The organism is Deinococcus murrayi DSM 11303 (genome assembly GCF_000482805.1).
GTDB classification, from domain to species: domain Bacteria; phylum Deinococcota; class Deinococci; order Deinococcales; family Deinococcaceae; genus Deinococcus; species Deinococcus murrayi.
In genome coordinates this window covers 34620-58903 of the sequence record NZ_KI519503.1, presented here as the reverse complement: position 1 = coordinate 58903, position 24284 = coordinate 34620, and the positions used below count along the sequence as shown (strand labels likewise).

22 protein-coding genes are annotated in these 24284 nt (G+C 67.8%); 11 read left to right on the top strand and 11 right to left on the bottom strand.

Annotation, left to right across the window (positions count from 1 at the left end; genetic code table 11):
- Positions 1-27: 27 nt before the first annotated feature.
- From H565_RS16905 to H565_RS15275, 4 genes are read right to left on the bottom strand one after another with little or no spacing between them, the layout of a single operon-like run.
- Positions 28-2496: a glycosyltransferase gene (locus H565_RS16905; RefSeq protein WP_051363588.1), complete on the bottom strand. Its 2469-nt coding sequence runs from the start codon at positions 2494-2496 to the stop codon at positions 28-30.
- Between the two features lie 13 nt (positions 2497-2509).
- The gene (locus H565_RS15285) at positions 2510-3832 is read right to left on the bottom strand and encodes an O-antigen ligase family protein (RefSeq protein ID WP_034409423.1); all 1323 of its coding nucleotides are present in this window, start codon (positions 3830-3832) and stop codon (positions 2510-2512) included.
- A complete protein-coding gene (locus H565_RS15280; RefSeq protein ID WP_051363587.1) occupies positions 3829-4989 on the bottom strand; it encodes a glycosyltransferase in 1161 nt (386 codons plus the stop codon). The genes H565_RS15285 and H565_RS15280 overlap by 4 nt, the downstream gene beginning before the upstream one ends.
- Positions 4986-6287, bottom strand: a complete 1302-nt coding sequence (locus H565_RS15275) for a lipopolysaccharide biosynthesis protein (protein WP_157469038.1) — start codon at positions 6285-6287, stop codon at positions 4986-4988. Before H565_RS15275 ends, H565_RS15280 begins: the two co-directional genes overlap by 4 nt.
- A 61-nt stretch (positions 6288-6348) precedes the next feature.
- Here H565_RS15275 and H565_RS16975 point away from each other — a divergent pair, with 61 nt between their 5' ends.
- Positions 6349-7665, top strand: coding sequence for an LCP family protein (locus H565_RS16975; protein ID WP_051363585.1), 1317 nt, complete (start codon positions 6349-6351; stop codon positions 7663-7665).
- Between the two features lie 12 nt (positions 7666-7677).
- Here the strand turns inward: H565_RS16975 and H565_RS0111790 are convergent, their stop codons facing one another.
- From H565_RS0111790 to H565_RS0111765, 6 genes are all read right to left on the bottom strand, one after another.
- Positions 7678-8871, bottom strand: coding sequence for a hypothetical protein (locus tag H565_RS0111790; RefSeq protein WP_027461215.1), 1194 nt, complete (start codon positions 8869-8871; stop codon positions 7678-7680).
- Between the two features lie 139 nt (positions 8872-9010).
- The gene (locus tag H565_RS0111785; protein WP_051363584.1) at positions 9011-9487 is read right to left on the bottom strand and encodes a DUF6691 family protein; all 477 of its coding nucleotides are present in this window, start codon (positions 9485-9487) and stop codon (positions 9011-9013) included.
- On the bottom strand, positions 9484-10059 hold the full coding sequence (locus H565_RS0111780) for a YeeE/YedE family protein (protein WP_027461213.1): 576 nt from the start codon (positions 10057-10059) through the stop codon (positions 9484-9486). Before H565_RS0111780 ends, H565_RS0111785 begins: the two co-directional genes overlap by 4 nt.
- 263 nt (positions 10060-10322) lie before the next feature.
- On the bottom strand, positions 10323-11120 hold the full coding sequence (locus H565_RS0111775) for a sulfite exporter TauE/SafE family protein (protein ID WP_027461212.1): 798 nt from the start codon (positions 11118-11120) through the stop codon (positions 10323-10325).
- Positions 11117-11434 carry a rhodanese-like domain-containing protein gene (locus H565_RS0111770; RefSeq protein WP_027461211.1) on the bottom strand — a complete coding sequence of 106 codons (318 nt, stop codon included), beginning with the start codon at positions 11432-11434 and terminating at the stop codon, positions 11117-11119. The genes H565_RS0111775 and H565_RS0111770 overlap by 4 nt, the downstream gene beginning before the upstream one ends.
- 94 nt (positions 11435-11528) lie before the next feature.
- Positions 11529-12935, bottom strand: a complete 1407-nt coding sequence (locus tag H565_RS0111765; protein ID WP_027461210.1) for an MBL fold metallo-hydrolase — start codon at positions 12933-12935, stop codon at positions 11529-11531.
- A gap of 105 nt (positions 12936-13040) precedes the next feature.
- Between H565_RS0111765 and H565_RS0111760 the strand changes: the two genes are divergently transcribed.
- The 3 genes from H565_RS0111760 (at position 13041) to modB (ending at position 14966) form a co-directional block, all read left to right on the top strand.
- On the top strand, positions 13041-13424 hold the full coding sequence (locus H565_RS0111760; RefSeq protein WP_027461209.1) for a rhodanese-like domain-containing protein: 384 nt from the start codon (positions 13041-13043) through the stop codon (positions 13422-13424).
- Positions 13425-13538: 114 nt separating this feature from the next.
- Entirely contained in the window at positions 13539-14303 is a 765-nt protein-coding gene (gene modA / locus H565_RS0111755; RefSeq protein WP_027461208.1) for a molybdate ABC transporter substrate-binding protein, read from the top strand.
- On the top strand, positions 14304-14966 hold the full coding sequence (modB, locus tag H565_RS0111750) for a molybdate ABC transporter permease subunit (RefSeq protein WP_027461207.1): 663 nt from the start codon (positions 14304-14306) through the stop codon (positions 14964-14966).
- Here the strand turns inward: modB and cas6 are convergent.
- Positions 14930-15940, bottom strand: a complete 1011-nt coding sequence (gene cas6 / locus H565_RS15260; RefSeq protein ID WP_084542973.1) for a CRISPR system precrRNA processing endoribonuclease RAMP protein Cas6 — start codon at positions 15938-15940, stop codon at positions 14930-14932. The genes modB and cas6 overlap by 37 nt on opposite strands.
- Before the next feature lie 156 nt (positions 15941-16096).
- On the opposite strand from cas6, the gene cas3 reads away from it, so the two are divergent.
- Genes cas3 through cas4 form a run of 7 tightly spaced genes read left to right on the top strand, consistent with a single transcriptional unit; the run spans position 16097 to position 24041 of the window.
- Entirely contained in the window at positions 16097-18631 is a 2535-nt protein-coding gene (cas3, locus tag H565_RS0111740; protein ID WP_027461206.1) for a CRISPR-associated helicase Cas3', read from the top strand.
- Complete coding sequence (locus H565_RS0111735; protein ID WP_245576221.1) at positions 18628-20361, top strand: hypothetical protein; 1734 nt, start codon at positions 18628-18630, stop codon at positions 20359-20361. Before cas3 ends, H565_RS0111735 begins: the two co-directional genes overlap by 4 nt.
- Positions 20358-21374, top strand: a complete 1017-nt coding sequence (locus tag H565_RS15255) for a DevR family CRISPR-associated autoregulator (RefSeq protein ID WP_034409417.1) — start codon at positions 20358-20360, stop codon at positions 21372-21374. Before H565_RS0111735 ends, H565_RS15255 begins: the two co-directional genes overlap by 4 nt.
- Positions 21371-22102 (top strand): hypothetical protein, encoded by a 732-nt coding sequence (locus tag H565_RS0111725; protein ID WP_027461204.1) that lies wholly within the window; start codon positions 21371-21373, stop codon positions 22100-22102. Before H565_RS15255 ends, H565_RS0111725 begins: the two co-directional genes overlap by 4 nt.
- A 54-nt stretch (positions 22103-22156) precedes the next feature.
- The gene (cas1, locus tag H565_RS0111720; RefSeq protein WP_027461203.1) at positions 22157-23167 is read left to right on the top strand and encodes a CRISPR-associated endonuclease Cas1; all 1011 of its coding nucleotides are present in this window, start codon (positions 22157-22159) and stop codon (positions 23165-23167) included.
- A 3-nt stretch (positions 23168-23170) separates the two neighbouring features.
- Positions 23171-23464, top strand: a complete 294-nt coding sequence (cas2, locus tag H565_RS15250) for a CRISPR-associated endonuclease Cas2 (protein WP_027461202.1) — start codon at positions 23171-23173, stop codon at positions 23462-23464.
- Positions 23457-24041, top strand: coding sequence for a CRISPR-associated protein Cas4 (cas4, locus tag H565_RS0111710; RefSeq protein WP_027461201.1), 585 nt, complete (start codon positions 23457-23459; stop codon positions 24039-24041). Before cas2 ends, cas4 begins: the two co-directional genes overlap by 8 nt.
- Positions 24042-24284 lie beyond the last annotated feature (243 nt).

Genomic DNA, 24284 nt, shown 5'->3' with positions numbered 1-24284 from the left:
CGCGTGCTCAGCGGAGCGGCCCGTTCCTTAGCGGCGTCCCCGTTTTGCCCCCAGCAAGAGCAGCAGCAGGCTGCCGCCCGCGAGCCACGCCAGGCGGAAACGGCGGGAGCGGCGGGCCGCCTGACGCCGCGCCCAGGCCTCCGCATAGAACTCGTCCCACAGCGCCCAGACCCGGCGCTCATCGAACTGCTCGCGCACCCAACGCTGCGCTCCCTTGCCCAGCCGCTGAGCCTCGGCGGGGTCGGTGAGGAGGGCGTGCAGCGCCCCCGCGAGGGCCGGGACGTCCCCGGTGGGGACCTGTAAGCAGGTCACGTCCGGTACTCCCGCGTCGCGCACGCCGGGGGCGTCGGTCAGGACCGCCGGAACGCCCGCCGCCCCCGCCTCCAGCACGACCATGCCCAGCCCCTCGTGGCGGCTGGGGAGGGTGAGCAGGGTCATCAGGGGGTAGAGGCGGCTCATGTCGGCTTCGAAGTCCACCTGCACCACGCCGGGAGCGCGGCGGTAGGCCTCCAGCGCCCGCGCCGAGAGGGGATTGGCGGGGTCGGGGGTGCCGACGAGCAGCAGCCGCGCCCCCGGCAGGTCCCGCGCCACGGCTTCCCAGGCGAGCAGCAGTTCCTCGACGCCCTTTTGCGGGGCGAGGCGGCCCACAAAGCCCACGACCGGGGTGCCCTCCGGGAGGCCGAGTTCGGTCCGCGCCGCGGCGACCCCGCCAGGGTCCGGGTGCGCGTAACGGTCGACATTCAGCCCCGCCGGACTCCCCGCGCCCAGCACCCGAATCTTGTGCGCGGGCACCAGCCCCAGCGCGACTGCCTCGGCGCGGTTGGATTCGCTCACGCACAGCACCTCGTGGGCACACGCGCAGGTCAGGCGCTCGGTGAGCCGCAGCAGGGGCCGCAGCCGCGCCAGCGCTCCCGTCGCCGCCGTTTCCGAGCGCAGCCCGTGGATGAAGTACACCCGCAGCGGGACCCCCGTCAGCACGCCCGCCAGCCCACCCAGCAGCCCGGCCTTGGGGGTAGAGAAGTTCAGAATCTGGGGCCGTACCCGCCCCATAATCCTCAGCATCCCCGCCAGCGCCCGCAAGTCCCGCCGGGGCGCTATCTCGCGGGCCATCGGGAGGGGATGAAAGGTCGCGCCCCCCACCGCTCGCGCCCGCGCGACCAGCTCGGCGGGTTCGGGCGGCGTGACGAGGTGCACGTCATGGCCCTGCTCGCGCAGGTGGCGCAGTTGCGGGGCAAAGAAAGCCAGCGCCGCGATGGGCGTGGTCGTCGTGTAGAGCATCCGCAGGGGAGGTAATCGGGACACCCGGCAGGATACGGCCCCAACCCGCCCGGTCCGCGCCCGCACCACCTGCAGGAAGCGCCCCCGCTCGCGGTCGAGCACGTCGTCCGCGTACTGCCGGGCCACGCTGAGATTCCGGGCGCTCTGGGCGCTCAGCCAGGCGGGGTCGGTGGCACGAGCGTGCCAGACGCGGGCCAATGCCGCCGGGTCGCCGGGGGGCACCAGCGCGCCGGGGGCCAGCAGTTCGGGGATGCCGCCCACCTCCGACCCGATGGCGGGCAGCGCCTGCGCCATGCCCTCCAGCAGGGCGCGGGGCAGCCCCTCGGTGCGCGAGGGCATCAGGTACAGCTCCGCCGCCGCGAGGTCGCGCCGCACCTCGGCGGGCGTGCTGCGCTGCCCGGCAAAGGTGCAGGCGCCCGCCACCCCCAGGGCGCGGGCCTGCGCCGCCAGCTCCGGCAGCAGCTGTCCTTCGCCCACCACGGTGAGGTGCGCGTCCAGCCCGGCCTTCCGCACGGCAGCCAGCGCCCGGAGGGCCACGTCCACCCCCTTGTGCGGCTGCTCCAGCGCCCCGACGAGCACGGCGTGGCGAGCTGGCCCCCGAAAGGGGCGGGGCGCGTCCGCAAACGCCTCCGGCGGCAGGTGCACATCGGAGACGCCGAAGGCAGGGACCCCCTTCCCCGGCGGATAGCGGCGTTGCAGCGCCCCTCGCGTCACGTACTGCACGGCGGCGGCCCCGCGCACCTGCCCCCAGGTGAGGGCCGTCATCAGCGCTCGGAAGAGGGGGCGCAGGGGGCCGCGCGGCCCCGGTCCCGGCGCGAAGCCCAGGAAGGGGTCATTGACCACCTCCGCGGCGTAGGGCCGTCCCTGCGCGGCTCGCACGCCTGCCGCGAGGTGCCCCAGCACGCCGCCCAGCCGCACAATCACGGCGTCTTCTGGCCCCAGCGCCCGCCCCAGCGTCCGCAGCACCGGGCCGAGCCGCCGCAGCAGCCCGCCCGGTCCCTCGTAAAAGGGTACGTGCGCGACCCGCACGCCCGGTCCGTCGACCCGGCGGTCACCGGGGCGGGGCCGCGCCACGAGCTGCGACCGGGCTACGACCTGCACCTCCTCGAAGGCGCTCAGGTAGCGCTGGAAGTGGGCGTAGGTGGCCTGCCCGTTGTCGTAGGTGGCCCCGTCGGGGGTGTGGATGAAGCGGTGTTCGAGAACGATGCAGACGCGCAAGGTGACAGACTCCTCAGGAGGGGAAGGGGCGGGGGGAACGGGCCAGCGCGAGCGCCAGCGTGAGCGCGAGCAGCGGCAAAAAAGACCCGAAAGCCGAGTTGGGATAGAAGGTATCGGTCGTCAGGGCGGTGAGCCACAGGGCCGCGAGCAGGTGCGTGGCGACCCCAGCGGCGTGGGTTCCGGCCTGCCGCAGCCGCGCGAACAGCAGTCCGAACAGCAGCCCCAAGATGGCCAGCCCCGCCAGCCCCGTCTCGTACAGCACCTGCAGGGGCAGCAGGTGGGCATAGGCCCCGATGTTGCCCATGCCGGAGCCGAAGCCGCTGCCGATGAGGAGGCGCAGCGGCTCGTCCCGCAACGAGGCCAGGTACGCCGCCCAGATGTCGGTCCGTCCGGCGAGGTTCCCGGCGTCGGTGGCCTCCAGCAGGGTGGACTGCCGGGCAATCAGCCCGTCCAACTCCGCGCCCAGCCAGGGACTGGCGGCCACCGCCCCCGCCGCAAGCACCGTCAGCGCCAGGGTCGCGAGGACGGGCGTGCGGAACCCCTGGAGCAGCACGAACAGCGCCGCCCCCGCGAAGCCCGCCCGCGACCCCGACAGAAAGGACGCGACCAGAATGCCCCCCAGCACCCAGGGAGTCCAGCGCCCTGGCCGCAGCAAGAGGGCCAGGGCACCCCCCAGCAGCACCATCGCGGCCACGTGGCCGTGGTTGTAGCCAATCGTGCCCAACCCCAGTTCGTAGTGGCGGTAAAACCCCTCCCACGGCCCCGCCACCCCCTGGCCGCGCGGCAGCACCTGCCCCAGCGTGTCCGGGAGCCAGGAGGAAACAGTCGTCCAGACCACCCCCACCACCATCAGCCAAAAGGACAGCAGCGCGAGCTGACCCCAGCGCCGCCGCAGACCCAGAGAGGCGCTCCCGGCCAGCGGCAACCGCGACACCAGCCAGAAGGCGGCCAGCGTCTGCGCGAGCTTGTAGAGCTGAAAGAGGCCGAAAGGCACCGCCACCCCGAAGTGGCCGTCGCGCAGGGCAAGCAGCAGCCCGAAGGACAGCAGGCACAGCCCCCCGACGAGCAGCAGCGCCCGCCACACCGCCCGGTGCTCCGGGGCGGGTGAGCGGCGGTAGAACAGCCCCAGCCCCAGCGCTCCCCACAGCAGCAGGTCCGCCAGACTGGGCCACAGCGCCCAGCTCGGTCCGGCGGCAAGGACGGGGGGGCCAAACCACTGCACGAACACGTAAGCCCCCAGCAGCCCGGCGACCGCCCGCTCCAGCAGGGGGGCGAGGACCGGACGCGCTCCCCCATCCGCTGGCGTCCGTCGGGGCGCGGGCAGGCTGAGGCTCATCGCTGGCTCCGCCCTCCCCCCCGCGCCGCGTCCGCATAAAAGGCCAGCAGCTCCCGCGAGGTGCGGGCGACATCGAAGTCGACTGCTTCCGGCCCGGTCCGGCCCCCCGCCAGGGCGCGGGCGAGGGCGTCCGTCCAGGCCTCCTCCCCCGCGCCGAGGTCCAGCACCGTGACCCTCTCCAGCCGCATCCGGGGGTCGAGCGGGACCCGGTTCGACACCACCGCCGCGAGACCCGCCGCCTGCGCCTCCAGCAGCGCGAGGCTGAGGCCCTCGTGGGTGGAGGGAAAGGCGAAGACGTCCATCGCGTGCAGCAGCCGGGGCACGTCGGGCCGCGAGCCGACGAGGTGCACCCGCCCGGAAAGCCCCAGCGCCCGGACGCGGTCCTCGATGCGGGGCCGCTCGCCCCCGTCCCCCACCAGCAGGAGGTGGGCCGGGCCATGCCGCTCCAGGAACGCCGCGAACACGTCCAGCAAGAAGAGGTGATTTTTCTCCGCCCGGAACTGGCCCACGTGCCCGATGACGGGTTCGCCGGGCGGCAGCCCCAGCTCGCGCCGCACGGCGTCGCGCTCGCCCCGCGCCGCCCGCACCGCGTCCAGGTTGACCCCCAGGGTGACGAGCCGGGTGCCGCGCTCTCGCCAGCGCGGGCCGAAGAGGGCGGCGGCAGCTTCGGCGCTCACCGCGAGGCGGTGGGTCACCCCTGCCGCCAGCGCCCCGCGCATCACCCGCAGATAAAGGCGGCGGCCCCGCCCGGCGACGGCGTCCTCCCGGCGGGTGTCCGAGTGACTCGTCGCGGCCCGCACCCTCACCCCGGCCAGCCGCGCGACGAGGAGCGCCAGCCCCCCGAAGTGGTGGATGTGGCTGTGCACCACGTCGTAGGGGCCGTGCTCGCGCAGGTGTCGCCACAGCGCCAGCAGGAAAGCGGGCAGCCGACCTGGCGGCGGCGCGTGAAAGACCCGGCCCCCCAGCCCCCACACCAGTGGGTCAAGCTCGCCGGGCCGGGGGGCGGGCGAGACGACGAGCACGTCCATGCGGGCTGCGGCGGGGGGCGTGTGGGCCAGCAGGTTGACCAGCCAGCTCTCGATGCCGCCCCGGTCGAGGGTTCCGGTGAGGTGCAGCACGCGCAGGGGCCGCTGGGGGAGGGGAGGGGGACTTTTCATGCGTCTCCTGGAGACGGGGAAGGGGTGGGGGGAGCCGCCCGCAGCGCCGCTCCCACGATGAGGAGGCTCCCGGCGAGCTGCGCCCCCGCCCCGATGAGGCCGGCGAGGGCCGCCCCGGTCACCCCGTAGGGGGGAATCAGCCACGCGCAGGCGAGCGTGAGGAGGAGGGTCACCCCGGCAAAGAGGGGCAGTTGCTCGCGAAAGCGCCGCGCCGCCGTGACCGCAAAGCCCGCGCAGGAGGCGAGGTACCCCAGTGCCCCCGCTGCCGCGAGCCACACGAACGCCCGGCCCTCGCCCGCGTACTCCGGGCCGTAGAGCAGGCCCAGCACCCTCTCCCCGGCGAGGAGCGACAGGGCCACCAACCCCAGCCCGAAGAGGGCCGCCGCCGCGCTCAGTTGCCCCAGGAGGCGCACGAACCCCCCCCGGTCGCCCGCCGCAAAGCGCTGCGAAAGTCGGGTCGTAAAGGCGGTGCCCAGCGCCACCACGACCACGCTGCCCGCCACGGGGACATACCCCAGGGCGGAAAACACCCCGACGGCGGCGCTGCCATGGCTCCGTTCCAGGAAGAGGCGCGGCAGGGTGCCTCCCAGCGACACCAGCCCCATCACCACCCCCAGCGGCAGCGCGAGCCGGGGCAGGTCGGGCGGAATGTGCCGGGTCCACCAGCGCCCCGGCGCGAGCCGCCGCGCGAGCGGCAGGTCATGCGCGAGCAGCACCCCCAGCCCCGCCAGCGCGACCCCGGCGGCCCCCAGCGCCACGCTGCCCGTCGCGGCGTAGAGGGCCGCGAGCAGCCCCAGCCCCAGCCCCCCGCGCAGCATCGTGGAGCGCGACACCCAGTCGAGCCGCTCCTGGCGCTGCATCAGCCCGTAGATGACGTCGCTCAGGCCCTCCAGCGCCTTGGCGACCCCCAACCACAGGGTCACGCCCGCCGCCTGCGGATAGAGCGCCGCGAGACCTGCGGTGGCCAGCAGCGCCAGCCCCATGCTCCAGGTCCGCAGGCTGAAATACCCCCCGAAGGGGCGGGCCTCGCCCGCATCGGTCGCCTGCACGCTGCGCAGTTGCAAGCCCAGCAGCAAAAAAAGGGGACTCACCAGCCCCAGCCCCAGCGCGTAAGTCCCCACCACCTGGGGGCTGCCCAGCCGGGCCAGCAGCGCCACAATGCCCCATTGGGTCGCCGCGTACAGGCCCTGGCCCAGCACCGTCCAGACAACGCCCGCCCGCAACCCCACCCGGCCTGAAGGGCCGCCTTCCGCCGGGGGCGGCGAGGGGCGAGTGGAGGGGGCAGGCGGGGTCGGCATGGACGAAGTCCCTGCAAGATACCCCGCTCCCCGTGCCTTGACCCCCCGCTATAGTCCCCCCATGTCCCGCCGCTGGTTGACCGCCATCCTGTTGCTGGTCCTGGCTGCGGGCGGGGGCGGGTACCTGTACCTCTCGCATGAGCGGGTCTCGGCGGTAGGCCAGGCCGTCTACCACGAACTCGATGGCGACGGCCTGCCCCCCCCGCCGGGCGTGCTCGACGACCCCGCTTTTGCCGACCTGCCGCCCCCCGACCCCAGCCGCCCGGTGTCGCTGGGCCGCTACCTGCCCCCAGAGCGGCCCGCGACGCCGCAGCCGCAGAGCGCCCCAGCCACCGCAGCCCCCCAGCCTGTGCCGGAGACGGCGGCCAAGTCCCCCCCGTCAAAGCCTCCGGCCCCGCCCGCCGCAGCGCCCGCACCGCCAGAATCCCCTCCGCGCTCGGCCCCCCCGGTGGCTCCGCCCGCCCCGGCTCCCGCCAAGACCGACCCGCCTGCCCCCGCTCCGGCAGCTCCGGCCCCCCGCGAAGCCCCCCAGCCGGCCCAGACTCCCGCACCCCCTCTCCCCCCCGCAGAGCCTGCTCCGGCCCCTGTTGGCCCTGCCCCAACTCTCCCGGCCCCCGCGTCCGCGCCCCCGGTCGCGCCCCGCTGGTTCAACGACCGCCTGGAGACGACGGCGCGGCTGCGTATCCTCCTGATGGGCACTGACCAGGAAGAGCTGGGGTCAGGCCGAGCGGACGTGCTGCTCGTGCTGATGCTCGACCCGGTCGCCCGCGAGCTGACCCTCCTGAGCGTGCCGCGCGACACACGGGTCACCTTGCCGGAGCACGGCCCCGCCAAAATCAATGCGGCCTACGCCTACGGCGGCGCCCGGCTCCAGACCGAGGCGGTCGAGCGCTTCTTGGGCCTGCCGATGGACAAGTACGTCGAAATCAGCCAGGGGGGGTTTCGCCGCGCCATCGACGCGGTCGGCGGCGTGACCGTTAACCCCCCCTTCGCCTTTACCCTCGACGGCCAGAGCTTCGCGCCGGGGCCGGTGCGGCTGAGTGGCGAGCAGGCCCTCGCCTATGCCCGCATGCGCAAGGAGGACCCCCGCGGCGACCTGGGCCGCAATGCCCGGCAGCAGGAGGTCATCCGCAGCCTGATGCGCGAACTGGGGAAGCGCTCGACGAACGAACTCCAGGCCCTGCTGGAACAGCTCCAGGGAGACCTGCGCACCAACTTTTCACCCAGCGAGGTGGTGCGCTTGCGCACCCGCCACAGCTACCTCACCGAGCGCCAGCGCACCGAGACCGTGCGCGGGGCAGGCCGCACCATCGGCGGCACGTGGTACTACGTGGTGCCGGGTAGCGAGCGGCGCAGGTTGCACCTGGCGCTGCGCTAGCTGCCTCCAGGTTCACTGGGACGATGAGGGCATTCGGTAGACCACCACCTCCAGCGGGGCCAGAGAGCCGCTGACCTGTGCCCCCCGCCGAGTCAGGGCCGCCCTCCGGCCCGGCAGCACCTGCCAACCGCTCGGCACGCCGGAGAGCGAGACGTGCACCGTCTGGGCCGCGGTGCGGCTGTTGTTCAGCGCGAGCAGAAAGCTTTCGCCCTGGCCCCGCAGCAGCACGACCACGGGCTGCCCCGCTTGGCCGCCACTGAGTTCCTGCCGCTCGCCATTCAGCAGCGCGGGCGAGAGCTGGGCAATCTCGCCCGCCAGCGTACCCGCGGCCTGCCACAGCCTCGGCTGGCGCCCCAGGTCCACCTCAGGCGAGCGGTAGGCGTAGTACACAATGCCTTTTACCCCGGCCATCAGGGCCTGGTAGGTCATGTTGCGCAGCTCGGTTTCGCTGGGCAGCGGCCCGCCCTCCCAGGCAAAGGTCTGGAGGTTGGCGACCGGCACGCTGCGCCGCGCCCGCGCGCTCTCGACCGCCGAGCGCATCACCCGGTAGGTCACTGCGATGTCGTCGCTCCCCACCGGGTAGCTTTGGTTGCCCACCATGTCGGCCACCCCAAAATAGGCCGTCTCTGGGCGGCCATAGCCCACCGACAGGCTGATGTAGGTCAGCTTCTGCGGCGAGAGGGCCTTGAGCTGGGCGTGACGCCGCCGCACCTCCTCCGGCCTCACCAGGGCGTTGCTGTCATCGGCGAGCTTAAAGCCCAGCACTGCCGGATGACGGCCCACCCGCCGCACGACGGCTTCGCTCAGGCCGTAACTCAGCACATAGACTCCTTGCTGCTGAGCGGCGTCCAGCGTCTGCTCGAAGTCGCTTACGTCGCGGTCGTTGATAGGCTCGGTGACCATCAGGTTGAAACCCGCCTCGCTCAGGCGCCGCAGGTCCTCGCGCCGCCCCTGGATGGTGCCGCCCCCCGCCCAAGAGACGTGATAAAAGCCCAGGGGAAAAAAGGGCCGTCCCTCCACCAGCACGGTGCCGTCTTCCCGGTGGCTGACCGTGGTAGATGCCCGCGCCAGCAGCGTGGGGTCAGGCGCGAGTCGCTGCGGGGGAGGAGCGGCTTCACCCCCCCGCAGGGCCGTGACCTGCGAGACCAGGGCGCAGCCACTCACCGTACCCACCAGCAGGCCAGCGGCCACCAGGCGTCTGAACATGGCTGTTACCTTAAGCCAGCTTCATGAGCCGGGGTGAGGGGGTGGGGGCATTCCAAAAGCCCCTTTGTTCCCCAAAAGGGGCAGTCCCTGGGAAACCCTTTCCCAAGGACCACATGGAAGCTTGCGGACACCGCCGGGGCTAGTGCGGCAGCCGTTCCTTAAACGCCCCGTACAGGTAGGTTCCCAGCAGCGCGAAGGCCAGCACCACGAGCATGGGCCACACGCCCGCGCCGAGCAAGGTAAAGACGGGTCCCGGACACACCCCGGCCAGGCCCCAGCCCACCCCGAAGGTGACCCCGCCGAGCACGTAGCGCCGCCAGCCCTTCTCCTTGGGTGTGACGGTGATGGTTTGCCCGTCGCGGCTCTTGGCTCCGCTGCGTCGCAGCAGCGCGGTTGTCACCATGCCGGTGAGCACCGCCGAGCCGATGAGACCAAACATATGGAAGGACTCAAAGCGGAACATCTCCTGGATGCGGTACCAGCTCGCCGCCTCCGACTTGACGAGCACTACCCCGAAATACAGGCCAGCGAGCAAGTAGGCCAGCAGGCCGGTCGCGGTGCGGCTGCTCGAAGTGGGCGGTGTGTGAACGCCAGGAATAGGGGGAGAAGGGGTCACCGAATCACCGCCATGAAGAGGGGGAGCAGGAAGTTCGCGCTCAGGATGCCACCCGCAAAAAAGGACACCGTGGCCATCAAGGAAGGGCCTTGCAGGGTCGAGAGGCCCGTGATGGCATGCCCGGAGGTGCAGCCGCCGCCGTAGCGCGTGCCAAAGCCCACCAGCAGCCCGGAGACAGCCAGCAGCAGCCACACGCCAGGGTTGGAGAGGTCCGTCAGCTCGGTGGGCACCAGGCCGGGGCGCACGGTCACGCCGAGTTCTTGCACGGACGCCGCGCCCGCCGCGCTCAGGCGGGTCGGCTCCGGGTTGGCAAGCAGCACGCCCGCCACAAAACCGCCCAGCAGCAGCCCGCCCGCAAACATCAGGTTCCAGCGCTCCTTTTTCCAGTCATAGCGGAAAAAGCTGGGCTTGGCCCTTTCGGGCAGCAAGATGGCGCAGGCGTGCCGCAGGTTGGAGGAGATACCGAAAGACTTGTTGCCCAGCCACAGCAGCAGCGGCACCGTCAGGCCAATCAGGGGGCCGCCCACATACCAGGGCCAGGGCGACCGGAGAAAGTCGAGCAGCTCAGTCATGAACACCTCAGATAAAAAGAGAACATAAGACAGCCGGAGGAAGCAGACAGGGTGAAGCAGAAGGAGGAGGGAGGAACCGGGCAGGTGTGCTCGCGGTCCGGTCATGGAGATGCCGTTCGATTCCTGAAGGGGGTCATGCTTCAGCTCTCTGCCAGAATCGCGACCTTTGCCTCTCCCTCTGCGGCGCAGCTTGGCAAGTTTGGTGAGAGTTCAGCGTGCCCAGGGCACCCTTTTCGTCGGAATGGGGGGGCGGGAGGGGGATATCAGTGCCGCAACTGCGCTTCGGCGGCGGGCGGATGGAGGACTTTGGGCACGTTGGTCGCGAGCACGTACAGGCCCATCACAACCAGAAAGCCCGCGAACCCGCGCTTGAGGCGCTCGTTGGAGAGGTTTTTGCCCAGCCGTGCGCCCAGAAAGCTCCCCAGGATGCCAATCGCCGTGAACATCACGATGAGGTCCCAGTGCATGGTGAGGTTCTGGGCTTGCAGCACGTGCACGTACTTGTAAAAGCCCGCGAAGCTCTTGACGGCGATAATCAGCAGGCTCGTTCCTACGGCCAGGCTCATGGGCAGCCCGCCCAGCAGCACCAGAGCCGGGATAATCAGGAAGCCCCCGCCCACACCCACGAGGCCGGTGAGGACGCCGACCGCCAAGCCCTCCAGCCCAATCTTCAGGGGCGAGCGGTGGTGGGGCACGCCCTCGGCTCCCGCCTTGGCGGGCCGGAACATCATCACGGCGGCAAGCAGCATGACGGCGGCAAAGAGCATCAGCTGCACCACGCCGCTGAGGTACACGCTCAGGGCCGCGCCCAGGTAGGTTCCCGCCACCCCCGGAATGCCGAACCACAGCACGCTGCGCCAGTCAATCTGCCGCCCCAGCGCGTAGGGAAGCGCCCCCACCAGGCTGATGCCACCCACGATGGCGAGCGACTCGGCGATGGCCAGCTTTTCCGGCTCGCCGACGAGGTAGACGAGCACCGGCACCGTGAGGATGGAGCCGCCTGACCCCAACAGCCCCAGCGAGAGGCCGATCAATGCCGCGCCGATCCAGGCGAAGATCATGGCTGCTCGCCGCCCTTCACTTCGCGGCCTTCCCGCAGCCAAGCCGCCGTGCCGCCGGAGAGGTTCATCAGCCCGGTCTTGCCCTGCGAGGCGAGGGAGGCGGCTGCCTGCGAGGAGCGGCCACCGCTCGCGCAAATCAGCACCGTGTTCGGCCCGATTTCGTCCTCGCGCCCGGCGAGTTCGCTTAGGGGAAGGTTGACGGCTCCGGGAATGTGGCCCTGGGTGTACTCGTCGCGCTCGCGCACGTCAACAAGAACCGCGCCTTCACGCTTTTTCTGTTCGAGTTCGTTGGTGAAGATGTCTTGGTAGGTCATGGGGTGGTTCCTCTGGGGTGGGGGGGTGTGGCCCGCTTGCCGTCAGGAGAACTGGAGGCGGGCCGGGCAGGCGACCGCCTCCAGCACGGGAAGGTCAGACGGGCTGGGCTTCCTTTTTCGCTTCGCCCTGCGCCTTGGCCCAGGCGTCGTAGCCCCCGGCGAGTTCCTTCACCTGGAAGCCTTCGGCCCGCAGCAGGCTGGCAGCGGCGGCGCTGCGTGCTCCGCCCTGGCAGTGCACGATGATTTCGCGGTCCCGCGGAAGGGTACCCAGTCTCCAGGGCAGGCGTCCGGCGTGCAGTTGCTGCGCTCCGGGGATGTGCCCGTCGTCGTACTCGGTCTTGGCGCGCACGTCGAGAATCAGGGCGTCCTCGTGCTGCGGCAGCTCGCTGGCGGGGATGGGCTGGGCGGGTGCCGTCTCCAGGCCCTCAGCGCTGGGGAGAAAGCCGACCACGTGGTCGAGGCCCACCATCCACAGCTTGCGGCGCAGCACCTCGGCGCGGTCCGCGGGGGCGAGCAGAATCAGGTCATGGTCGGGGGTCAGCAGCCAGCCCGCCCAGGTTTCCAGGGTGCCGCCATCGGGGATATTCACGCTGCCCACGGGCGCGGCGGCGTGGTGTTCTTCTTTCTTGCGGGTGTCCAGCAGGCGGGCACCCGCCGCGAGCTTCGCCTTCACGTCCTCAGCGCTCAGCTGCGGCAGCGGCTTTACGTCACCGAGCAGGGCCGGGCCGTCGCGATTTTCCTTCTTCATGCGCCCGTAGTACAGGGGCGCGTCCGGCTGGCCAGAAAGCAGTTCCTGGGTAAATGCCTCCTCGTCGCCCTTCTCGACGAGCTTGCCCCACCAGCTCAGCGCCCGCTCATAGCCCACCGTGGTCGTGGGCACCGCGCCCAGCGCCTTGCCGCAGGCGCTGCCAGAGCCGTGGCCGGGCCACACCTGCACGTAGTCGGGCAGGGTCAGGAACTTGTCGCGCAGGGAAGCGAACATCTGCTTCGCGCCCACGTAACGGGTGTCCTTGCCGCCCGCCGCCTCGTCAAGCAGGTCCGGACGGCCCAGGTCGCCGACGAACACGAAGTCGCCCGTCAGAATCATGCTGGGGCGGTCGCCGCGGGGGGTATCGGTCACCAGGAAGCTGAGGTGCTCCGGCGTGTGGCCGGGGGTATGCAGCACGTCGATGCGGACGTTGCCCACCATGAAGCGGTCGCCGTCATGCAGCTTCACCTGGTTGCCGTCGTCGTAGGTGTACTGCCAGCCCTCGCCGCCCTCATCCGAGAGCAACAGCTTCGCGCCCGTGGCCCCCGCCAGCTCGCGGCTGCCGGAGAGGTAATCGGCATGAATGTGCGTCTCGGTCACGTGGGTGACGCGCAGCTTCTGGCTCTTCGCCTCGTCGAGGTACTGCTGAATGTCGCGGATGGGGTCAACGACCAGGCATTCGCCCGTCTTCTGGCAGCCAATCATGTAGGAAGCTTGAGCGAGGTCCGTGTCGTAGAAGCGTTTGAAGAACATGCACTCCCTCCTTGGGTGGCTTGAAGGTATACCCCCCCACGGTATAGAGTCAATCAAATCTCAGGGATATCGATACGTCCTATAGCACCCATCAGGAGAACCGATATGAAGATCTGGCTTTTGCTGTCTCTAGCCGCCACGCTCGCCGCCTGCGCTCCCCAGACTGGGACCTCCTTTCCCAACGTCTCCGTGACCGACCTTAAGGCGGCGGTGGACGCGGGGGCTTACGTCCTCGATGTCAGGACCCCTGCGGAATATGCCGAAGGGCACATCGCGGGCGCGGCGCTTTTGCCCCTGGATGAGGTGGCGGCCCGCGCCGATGCGGTGCCCGGAGACCGCCCGGTTTACGTCATCTGCCGCAGCGGCAACCGCAGCGCCCAGGCCAGCGAGCTGCTTGTCAAGGCGGGAAAGGACGTGCGCAACGTTGCGGGGGGCATGAATGACTGGGTGGCCGCGGGGTATCCGGTCAAGACAGGAACGCAGCCCTGATGCGGCTTTCCCGTGAACAGCCAGCGAGCTGAGCCGGAGCGGTGGCCCCCGCAGCGGACGTGCTTGGTTGGGGAGGCAAGAATCACGCCACTGTTCCCGATAATGAACAACCCCATGTCCAGACGGAAGCGACTGACCCTGCTCTTGGCCTTGGCCCTGTCTTCTGCCTCCGCCGAGACGGTGCAGGTCGCGGCGGCCTCCGACCTCAAGTTCGTCCTCGACGAGCTGGCCGAGCGGTACCGCAAGGCGTACCCGCAGGCTGACCCCGTGCGGGTCACCTACGGCAGCAGCGGCCACTTCGCCGCGCAGATTCAAAATGGCGCGCCCTTTACCCTCTTCCTGAGTGCTGACAGCACCTATGCCAAACGGCTGGAAGACGCGGGCCTGACGGTGCGGGGCACCCGGCGGGATTACGCGGTGGGCCGCTTGGTCATCTGGGTGCCCAAGGGCAGCCCGCTGAACGTGGCCAAGCTTGGCCCCGCAGCCCTGCGAGACCCCCGTGTTCGCCGGGTCGCTATCGCCAACCCCGACCATGCCCCCTACGGTCAAGCGGCGCTCTCGCTGCTGCGTTACCACCAGCTCGGCGCGGCCCTGCAGGGCAAGTTCGTGCTGGGCGAAAACATTGCCCAAGCCGCGCAGTACGCCTCGACCGCCGCCGACGCGGGCATCCTGGCCTACAGCATCGTCAAGGCCCCCAGCTTCGCCGCGCTGGGCGGCACCTACTGGCTGGCCCCCCTGAAGGAGCATATGCGGCTGCAACAGCAGATGGTGATGCTCAGAAACGGCGAGAACACCCGGCGCTTTTGGGGCTTCATCCTCAGCCCGCAGGCCCGTGAGGTCTTTCGGCGCTACGGCTTCGTCCTCCCCAGGGAGCCGTAGTTGGACGCCGCGCTGCGCGAGGCCCTGCTTCTGACCCTCAACCTCGCTGCCGTCACCAGCGCCCTGCTGTTGCTGCTGGGCTACCCGCTCGCCCTGCTGCTGGTGCGCCGCCCCGGTTGGACGAGCACCGTGCTGCGGGCGGTCATCAACCTGCCGCTGGTGCTGCCGCCCACGGTGCTGGGCTATTACCTCCTTGTCGGCCTGGGGCGCAACGGCTGGGTGACGGAGCTGACGGGCGTGCAGTTCGCCTTCAGCTACCCCGGCCTCCTGCTGGGGTCGGTGCTCTATAGCCTCCCCTTTGCGGTGGGGCCGTACCTCAGCGCTCTGGAGGGCCTGGACCCCAGGTACGAGGACGCGGCGCGGGCACTGGCCCTGAACGGTTGGCAACGGCTGCGGTTTGTGGTGCTGCCGCTCACGCTGTCGGGGGTGGTGACGGGCACGGCCATGAGTTTCGCGCACACCCTCGGCGAGTTCGGGGTGGTGCTCCTGGTCGGCGGCAACATCCCCGGCGAGACCCGCACGGCGGCGATTTATCTCTTTGACCTGGTGCAGGCTCTGGAGTACGAGCGGGCCGGGCAACTCGCCTTCGGCCTGCTGGTGGCGTCGGCCCTGTTGCTCGTCCTGATTCAGGTGGTGGGGCGGAGGCTGGCGCTGCGGACCTGAAGGGCCGCTTCTGTGTCTTTGTCTGTTGCGCCCTCCAGGTCATACAGGCCCGCCCCGAAGTGTGCCCACTTGCCCACGCCGAGCTGTTCTCCCAACCGCAAGAGGGGGGCAAAGGGCGTAAAGTCGCCCCGATATTCCACGCTGCCCACCCAGCCCTCCATGACGGTCTTCTCGCCAGGGCGAGTGCCCTTGCGAGCTTGCGAGACGAGGCGCAGCTCCTGCCGGACCGTTTCTACCCTTCGCGCTTGCAGCGGCAGCCTCGTGAAGTCAGCCCCCAGGCTGGCGGCCCCGCCATGCACCTGTTCGAGATTGCTCATTCGCCGCTGGAGCGCTCGCAAGAGCACCGGGAAATGCAGCGCTTGCGCCAACTGTCCGCCCACTTTGAGGTGGAGTGGAGAACGCAGCTGGAGCCGCAGCCCGTCCCCGGCGACGGGAGGCAAGGCTCCGGGTCGCAGGATGATGGGGCAGAGGTTGACCTCCAGTTCTCCGCCCCGCAGCAGGGTGACCGTCTCCCCGGTATAGGGCTGCACGCTCCGCACTTCTTCCAGCTCCAATCGGCCCCGTGTGCGCCCCAGGCCGTCCTGGCCCATCTCGCGCAGGGTGGCGAGCAGGTAGGGCAGTTGCGTGGTCGCGCGGCCCACCACCACCAGGCCAAAGGTCAGCGCCTCACCGGGGGTCAAAGACCGCTCTGTACCGTAGGCCACCCGGAAGATGATGGGGCGCGGCGGTGTCCCCAGCGAGGCCACCCGCAGACTTTCGGGAAGCACGGGCGCGTAGCTCAGGCCGTAGGGACAGATGCTCTGAAGAGGACAACCCTGGCACGTCTCCCGCTGTGGCTGGGTGCAAGCCAGGCGGTAGAGTGCCCGCCCAAAGGCCCCCTCCAGCTTGGAGCCGGGGAAGGGCGGCAACTGCACCGGTTCGAGCGCCCGCAGGGTGACGCGCAGGACGGCGAAGGGGAGGTCAAGCGGGAACATGCGCGGAGTCTAGGGGAGGCCACGGCGCTGGGAGAGAAGGTTGCGGTGCAGAAAAGCGGACGTCGGGAAGGCGCGGGGCTGGTAGGGTAAAGCAGCAGACTGGCCACTTCTCTCCACCCGTCACTCAATGACGCCTTCCCCTGCCAAGGTGAACGTATGGACACCCCTTCTGCTCTGCAAGCCCTGTTCGGCAACCCGCCCTACGCCTACCAGGTGCGCGTCGCAGAAGCCCTGCTGAAAGGCAAAAACGTCGTCCTGCGAGCCCCCACTGGAGCGGGCAAGACTGAGGCCGCTCTCGGTCCTTATCTCCTGGCTCGGCACCATGAACTAAAAGAATTTCCATTGCGCTGCATCATCGCCTCGCCCATGCGAACGCTGGCGAAGGACCTGCACGCGCGGGCGCAGAAGGCGGGGGATAACCTGGGGCTAACGGTAAAGCTTCACACAGGTGAGGACCCCACTGACCCGCTGCTAGAAGCCGACATCATCGTGACCACCGTGGACCAGCTTCTGAGCAACTACCTCCATGTGCCGTACTCACAGAGCTGGCGGGGCCGCAACATGGGGGCTGGGGGCGTGGTGGCGAGCTACGTGGTGCTGGACGAGTTTCACCTCTTTGACCCCCAGCGGGCCTTTCGCACCACGCTGGAGATGGCGCGGGCGCTCGCGGGCGTCACCCCTTTTCTCTTCATGACGGCCACCATGTCCAGTGACCTCACGCAGAAGCTGGCCGGGGCGGTGGGGGCCGAGTTCATCACGCCGAGCCAGGCGGAACTGGAGGTGATGACCAGCCAGCAGAAGACCCGCCGGTTTCGCCGAGTGGAGGCCCCGCTAACCGCGCAGGCTGTGGCCGAGGCGCACGAGCGGAGGAGCATCGCCATCGCCAACACCGTGGACCGCGTGCAGACGCTGTATACCGAGTTGCAGCGGCTTCAGGACGAAGGGCACCCGAATCTGCGGGGCGTAACCCTCGCCCTGCTGCACTCGCGTTTCTTTCCCACGCACCGCAACGCCCACGAGGAGAAGTTGAAGGCGCTACTGGGACGGGAAGCCAGCGGAAATGTCATCCTCGTCGCGTCCCAGGCAATCGAAGTCGGCCTCGACATCAGTTCCGAAAACCTGCATACCGAAATCTGCCCCGGCAATGCGTTGCTCCAGCGGGCCGGGCGGAATGCGCGGTACGCGGGAGAACACGGCGTGGTCAGCGTCTACACACTGCCCCGTACCGAAAAAGGCGAGTGGGACGTGTTGCCGTACAGAGGGCAGGAGGACCTGATTCGGGCCACCTGGGAGGCGATGGCTGACTTGCCCTCGCCTGTTCGGCCCGAGGCCGAGGAACGGCTGGTCGATGCGGTGCACACAGCGGGTGACGAGAAGAACTGGCAGGACTATCTGTCCGTTTGCAAGATTATCCACGGCGACAAGATGAAGTCCGCCTTCCAGGGCGACCGGTCCAAGCGCCCCGACCTCATCCGCGACATTCAGAACGTCAGCCTGCTCATCGTGCCGCCAGAAACCGACTTGTCCACCTGGGATGAAGTGAACCGCCATGAGCGGATCGGAGTCACCTGGGTCAACTTCGCCGCGCTGGAAGAAAACCGCCGGGCGCTGGACCGGGAACACGACCTGGAGGAGAACTGGCTGGCGAGGATTCCCCGCGAGGTGGAACCAGAACGGCGGAAGGGCGCGGAAGAGAGTCGGGAACCCACCAAGCTTGACTGGATGGTGGTGACAGACGTCGACGAGCTGAAGTTGGAGCCGCTGGTGCAGGTCAACCCCAGATTCGTCTTCTATACCGCCCAGGAAGGTTTTCGCTGGCAGGCACCCGCAGACCGGGCGCTGGGGGTCCAAGACTTCCCGCCCGTCCATCCTCTCCGCAGTTCTGGTGACCCTCCCGACTACTGGTACACCTACGAGAGTTACGAGCTGCATATTCGGCGCGTCTTGGAAGCGTCACAGAAGCACGCCGCCGACGTTTGGCATCTGTGTCCAAAGGTGGATGCGAAGTTCGGCCTGCCAGCCGGGACCACCGAACTGGCCCTCAGAGCCGCAATCGCCGCCCACGACATCGGCAAACTGTCGGAAGGCTGGCAGAGGTGGACGCGGCGTTGGCAGGCTGAGCAGGTAGAAGAATATGCCGGACGGCTCCTCTGGAATGGCGCGGAAAAGGCCGCGCGGCATGGAGCGACCCCACAGGGCCAGGGTGAATACTGCGCCCACACGGATTACCACCCGAACTACGACAGGCAGCGGAACAAAGCTTTTGAGAAGGCGCAGGGGCGCAGGCCGCCGCACGCGGGCGAGTCGGCTGCTGTCCTTTCCGAGAGCTTCGGGGACTTCCTGATGGACCGGCTGGGGGAAGACCAGGGGCTGAGTGTGTTGCAGGGCATCCTGGGAGCCATTTGTCGCCATCACGGGGCAGACCACAAGGGCGAGGTGGCCGCCTGGAAGCTGGACGCGGGCGCAGCGGCGGAAGCTGGCCGAGTCTTTGAGGAGTTGACGGGTGTGCCGCTGGACACCGAGCGCCTGAACGAGTTGCAAAGGCGTGGCGTGCCAGCCGTCACTGAGCCGGAGATGCCTGTCCCAGACGACGCCTTGGCCTGGATGATTTACACCCTGGCCTCGCGTGCCCTGCGCTTGGGCGACACCCGCTCATTTGAAGACGTTCGCCAGAAGGAGGCCGTCACTTGAACACCTTTACCGTACCCCGCTCGCAGGGGACCTACGCCGACACCCTGATGGCGCTGGGGCTGGGGCGTCTTCTCGCGGCGCTCGGCCCCTCGGAGAAAGTCACGGTGCGCCTGGATGCTGCGCAAGACGCTTTTAGGCTCTCCACAGAGCAAAACGTCGCGCTTCCGTCTGGCGTTCCTCTTCGACTCTACGAATACATCAAAAAGGACGGAGACAGCTCAGCTCCAACTGATGCCTTCGACTATGAGTATGAAAAGGAACGACGGGACAGATTTTTTAAATGGCGCAAAGAGAATAAGGGTTCGACCGAGCTGCCTGACAATCTGGAGCATCCTCGTCCAGACTATTCCCTGTACTCCAGCCTGGTTGACATGCTCAAGCCCGTGAACACTAGTGGCTATGCCACTGCGTACCGTGAACTCGCGTCTGAGCGCTTCGCCAGTCACGTTCAGGTGGCCTTGGAGGCGCTCGGAGGGGACCCCTCCAGGCAGGAAGGCTCTTTGGCCGAACGTGCCGAAAGGAGCCTAAAAAAGCACTTGAAAGGCAACAAGACCAATGAGGTCTCGATAGTGCAAATCTTCAATCCCATGACCGGGAAGGGCATGAACGCGCCCAAGGCCAACAGCATCGGCATGGGGAAAGAAAAAGCGCCGCTGATGTTGGAAGCTCTGAAATACACCGGCTGGTTTATCGGCGCGGTGGCGGTCACACCCAAAGGCAGCAAGGACCTCAAGGTACTGGTGGTCCAGCCCACCGACATTGAGGTGGGGACGCTGGGGCGCGTCATGAACGAGTTTCGACAGAACTTCATGGGGGGCGGGGCCATCCAGGTGGACATCCTCGCGGCGCTCACCCTGACGGAAACGCTGCTCAGACACGACGAACACAAGACCTTTAGGCGCGGGCGACCCCGCGACCTGCTTTCGGGCTTCCAAACCGCCTACTTCCAGAATCTCGGCAACGCGAAGGGCGTGACCAACATCTCCTTTATCGCCCTGCCTGCCTGGGTACGGCTGGAGGCTGAGAATGCCGACGAGCAGCGCCGGGCATGGCTGGAGGTGCTGGCCGAACACCGCTTGAGTATCCGCAATCTGGACGAGAGCCACTCGGAGGAGCGCAACCTCCTGGAGAAGTACCGCGAGTTTCTGAGCGGGCAGGACGTTCGCGCTTTTCTGGATTTTCTCTCGGACTATGGACCGCACATGCTTCGGCAGGCGGATAGGGGCAAGTTTGCCCGCTGGATGACGACCGAACACATAGGGAGGGTGCTGAACCATATGGGCAGAAACGACATCACGAGCATCATTTCGGACTCCGGATTTCAGAACGTGGCGGGAGCCATTCGGCGGGCGACCCGCACGGCCCTGTATGCCCGTAAGTTCGGCAATGACCGCACCTATGACGTGCATTACGGATTGGCACAGGAACTTAAGCGCAGCGCCGTCACCAAGACCAGATTCATGGCAGCCCTCTCGGACTTTCTGACTGAATACATGACAGAAAACCTACGGGCCGCCGACCGGGGCAAGCGCGAGCGGACCGCCGTGACGACGGAAGACCTCCTGCAAGCTGGCCAGTTACTCGACGAACACGACCCGCAGATGGTGGCGATGCTGCTGATCGCCTACGGCTACGCCAAAGAACCCAGAGAAGAAACGCCCGGACTTGAGGCCGTCACTCAACCTGAAACTGAAACCCAGCTTGAAGCCGATATGGAGGAGCAAGCATGACTCTGAGAACCCTGTCCATCTCCGGCCTCGCTACCCTGAACTTGCATTCGTTGAACAATGAGGGCGGCGAGGGCAACCACATCCAGACCCGCATGGTGGATGTAGTGGCGGCAGACGGTGAACTGCACCCCGTCAACGCCGTGTCGGGCGACATGTTCAAACACATCTTCGCCGTGCATTTTCAGGCCATCGCGCAGGAGATGGGATTGACGCTCTGCCTGGGATGCCAAGTTATCAACGCAAACCGCATCAATGCCGACCAAAGCTTCATTCAGTCCATCGGATCGGCGAAGAATGGAAAATCCGACCCAGAAGCCCTAACGATGGCCTTAAGGCATTGCGCTTTAGACGATGTGGCAGGCGTACTCATCACATCAGCGCCAAGCAAAAAGAGCAACAACAAGGCTGCCAATGATGAAGACGCCGAAGACTCTGGAGCGGGAGGAGGAAAAAAAGGACGCGCCTTAGGCCGCAAGAGCGTAGTGGAGTTCTCCTGGGTGCCGGGCGTGCCGGAGAGGGTCAAAACAGGCAGCTATTTTCATGTCAAGTACGACCCGCACTTAAGAGAAAAAACTGGCGCTGACGATGGTACTAATCTCGGTCAGGCCATCTTCCACCGCCCCGCGTCCAGCGGACAGTACGCACTGGTCGCCCATGTGGAGGCGTACCGTATCGGCCTGAATGACATCACGCGGGAATATGCCATCGATGAGGCGGAGCGTCTTAAGCGCCTGACTGCTGTATTGCGGGCGCTCACGCACACCTTCTTGCACCCCGGCGGCGCGATGCGAAACACCCAGAGTCCTCACCTCACCGACTTCCGGGGCGTGATCACGACCAGTGACCACAGCGTGCCCGCGCCGACCGTCAGCGCCCTGAACCCCGAGTTCGAGGCGCAGGTGAAGCAGATTGCGGAAGCGCTTTCCAGGATGAGCTGCAAGTCTATCGGCGTCCAGGAATTCGGCTCTCTGGGAGCCTTTGCCGAGGCAATGAGCCAGACCCTACCGTCATGACCTGGCTGGTGGCAACGTACGAGCCGACGGCCCTCTTCAGCCTGAAGGACTCGCAGGCGACGAGTGCCGCCGGGAAATCTTTGCTGGTGCCCAGTCCCTACGCGGTCAAGACGGCCTTGATTGACGTCGCCGTGAATTGGCAGGGCGTGAGCTTCGCGCAGGAGGTTTTCCGCTGGCTGCACGCCCTGCCCGTGCGGAGTAGCCCGCCGGAATGGGCGTGTGTGACGAATGCGTTTATCAAGGTGCAGCGGCCCTGGGAGGCTCCAAAGAACAAGGGCACAGATAAGGAGGTAGCAAGAGCGAAGGCGGTACGGGAAGGTAAGGCACCCTGGCAGCCCACTATTGCTTTCCGCGAGTACATTCAATTTCGCGGCGAGTTGCGTTTGGCCTTCCAGGTTTCCAGGCTGGGCGAGGAGGAAAAGCAGACCTTGACGGGATTGCTGCTGCGCCTAAACATGCTCGGCAAACGCGGCGGCTTCATCCAGTGGCTTGACGTAGAGGAACGGCCCGAACTGGACGCCGCGTTCGTCACCCACACGGGCGACCCGCGCACCACCCTGAGCGGGGCCGTGATGCACTATCTGGACGACTACGGCTCGAAGATGACCTGGGATAAGCTCAGTACCTTCACGACGGACAAACCCGACCGGGCAGTGGTTTCAGCCCTGGTGCCCTACCGCCTGGTGCGCTCCAGCAAGCGGTCTACGCTGTATCGGCGCACAGCTTGAACACCATTGTACTAAACGTCACTCACTGACGCGCTCCTGTGTCACGCTCCCGGCATGAACCTCGTCATCTCGGAGCGTGGCACCTTTTTGGCCCTGCGCAGCGAGCGGCTGCAACTGCGTCACCCACAGCAGGAGACGCAGGAGGTGGCCCTGCGCGACCTCGAAACCGTCACCGTCACCACCACGGCCTGCACCCTCAGCGCCGATGCGATTCGTGCCTGCGCGAAATTCGGCGTGCAGATTGACCTGGTCGACGGCCTGGGCGCACCCTACGCCAAGTTCAGCAGTCCATACCTGGTGGGTACGGTCAGCACCCGCCGGGCGCAGATGCAGGCGTACCTGACCCCGGTGGGCGTAGAGGTCGCTCGGCACGCCGTTCGTGCTCGCCTCAGGAACCAGGCCAGCCTGCTCAAGTACTTCGGCAAGTACCGCAAGGAGGCCGACCCCGCCGCGTATGAGGCGTTCCAGCGTGCCCTGCCTGGCCTCAGCGCCCTGGAAGTTGAGTTGAACGCGCAGCGGGGCGAGTGCATCGACGCCTTGCGCGACGTGCTGCTGGGCATCGAGGGACGCGGCGGCGTGGTGTATTGGGGAGCGGTGGCGGCCATGCTGCCCGCCGACCTCGCCTTTCCGGGCCGCCTGGGGCGGGGGGCGACCGACCCCACCAACATGACGCTGAACTACGGCTACGGCATCCTCTATGCGCGGGCAGCTGGTGTGCTGGCGACGGCGGGCCTCGAACCCTTCGCGGGCTTCCTCCACACCGACCGGCCTGGCAAGCCCAGCTTGGTGCTGGACTTCGTGGAGGGCTTTCGCGCCGCCTGCGTGGACCGACCCGTCTTCGCCCTGCTGGGACGCGGCTGGCGGCCCGAAACGGACGAACACGGCAAACTGACCCCAGAAACCCGGAAACGAATCGCCACCGCTGTTAACGACCGCCTGGACACCCGTGACGTGGTGGGAAACAAACGCTTCCGCCTCCAGAACATCATGGTGATGCAAGCCCGCCGCCTCGCCACCTTTCTACGCGGGGAGGGCGACTACCCCGTGTACGTCGCCAGTTGGTGAGCCATGGCGAAGCTGCTGCAAGACCCTCGCAAGGCGGGCCAGCCCACCTTGGTGCTCTATGACGTGCGGGACGACAAGCGCCGCGCCAAGGTCATGAACGCCTGCAAGGATTACGGCCTCGCCCGCTGGCAGTACAGCGCCTATCAGGGCAGACTGACCGGGGCGGCACGCCGCGAGCTGGAAGTACGGCTGGAACAGGCGATGGGCGAGAGTCCGGGTCTCATCGCTATTCTTCAGCTCGAACAGTGGCAGCTTGAGGACGCCACCATCCTCTATCAGGAGGCCGACGATGCCTGAGCCGCTGCTGGTCACCCCCACCGAGTTGCGCCAGCACCATTACTGCCCCCGCGTGGTCTTCTTCGAGCGCTGCACTCCCGTCCGGCGACGCGAAACCGTCCTGATGACGCACGGGCGCGAGAAGCACCAGGCCGAGCTGCTCAAGGAACGGCGGCGCACCTTCAGCCGTTACGAACTCACCGAAGGCGAGCGCCGCTACGACCTGCGGCTGACCAGTCCCGCCCTCGGCCTGACGGGTGAACTGGATTTGCTGATTGTGGACGGCACGCGGGCCTTCCCAGTCGAGTTCAAGCACACGTCGCGCCCCCCCGACCCCGGCCACAAGCTGCAACTGTGCGCCTACGCCCTGCTGGTCGAGGCCGAGCTGAACCTCACCTGCCCGCACGGATACTGGCACAGCAGCCGCACGCGCCAGACGCATACCATCCCCTTTGACACTCGCTTAAGAAACCGAACGCGAGCGGCCATCGCTACCGTGCGTGGCTTCATTCAGGCTGAGCAGTGCCCCCCGCCCACAGCGCAGCCCGTCAAATGCCTGGAATGCGAGTTGCGGAACTTCTGCGGGGATACCCTGTGACGTCGCAAAAGGCTGTCCTGCTTCCAGAGGCCGCCGATTTGCGAGACGTGCAGGACGCGGCTTCTGAAGTTTGCTGGACTACGGACGCTGCGGCTATGTCACCCAACAGAGCAAATGGCGCTGGGGACAAATCGCAGATGACAGCGCCCGGTACTGGTGCCTGCCACCTGCGAAACTGCCCCATCAACTATGCTGGAGGCCGTCGCCACTGCGCGACGCGCCCCATGACAACTGGCAAAGTGA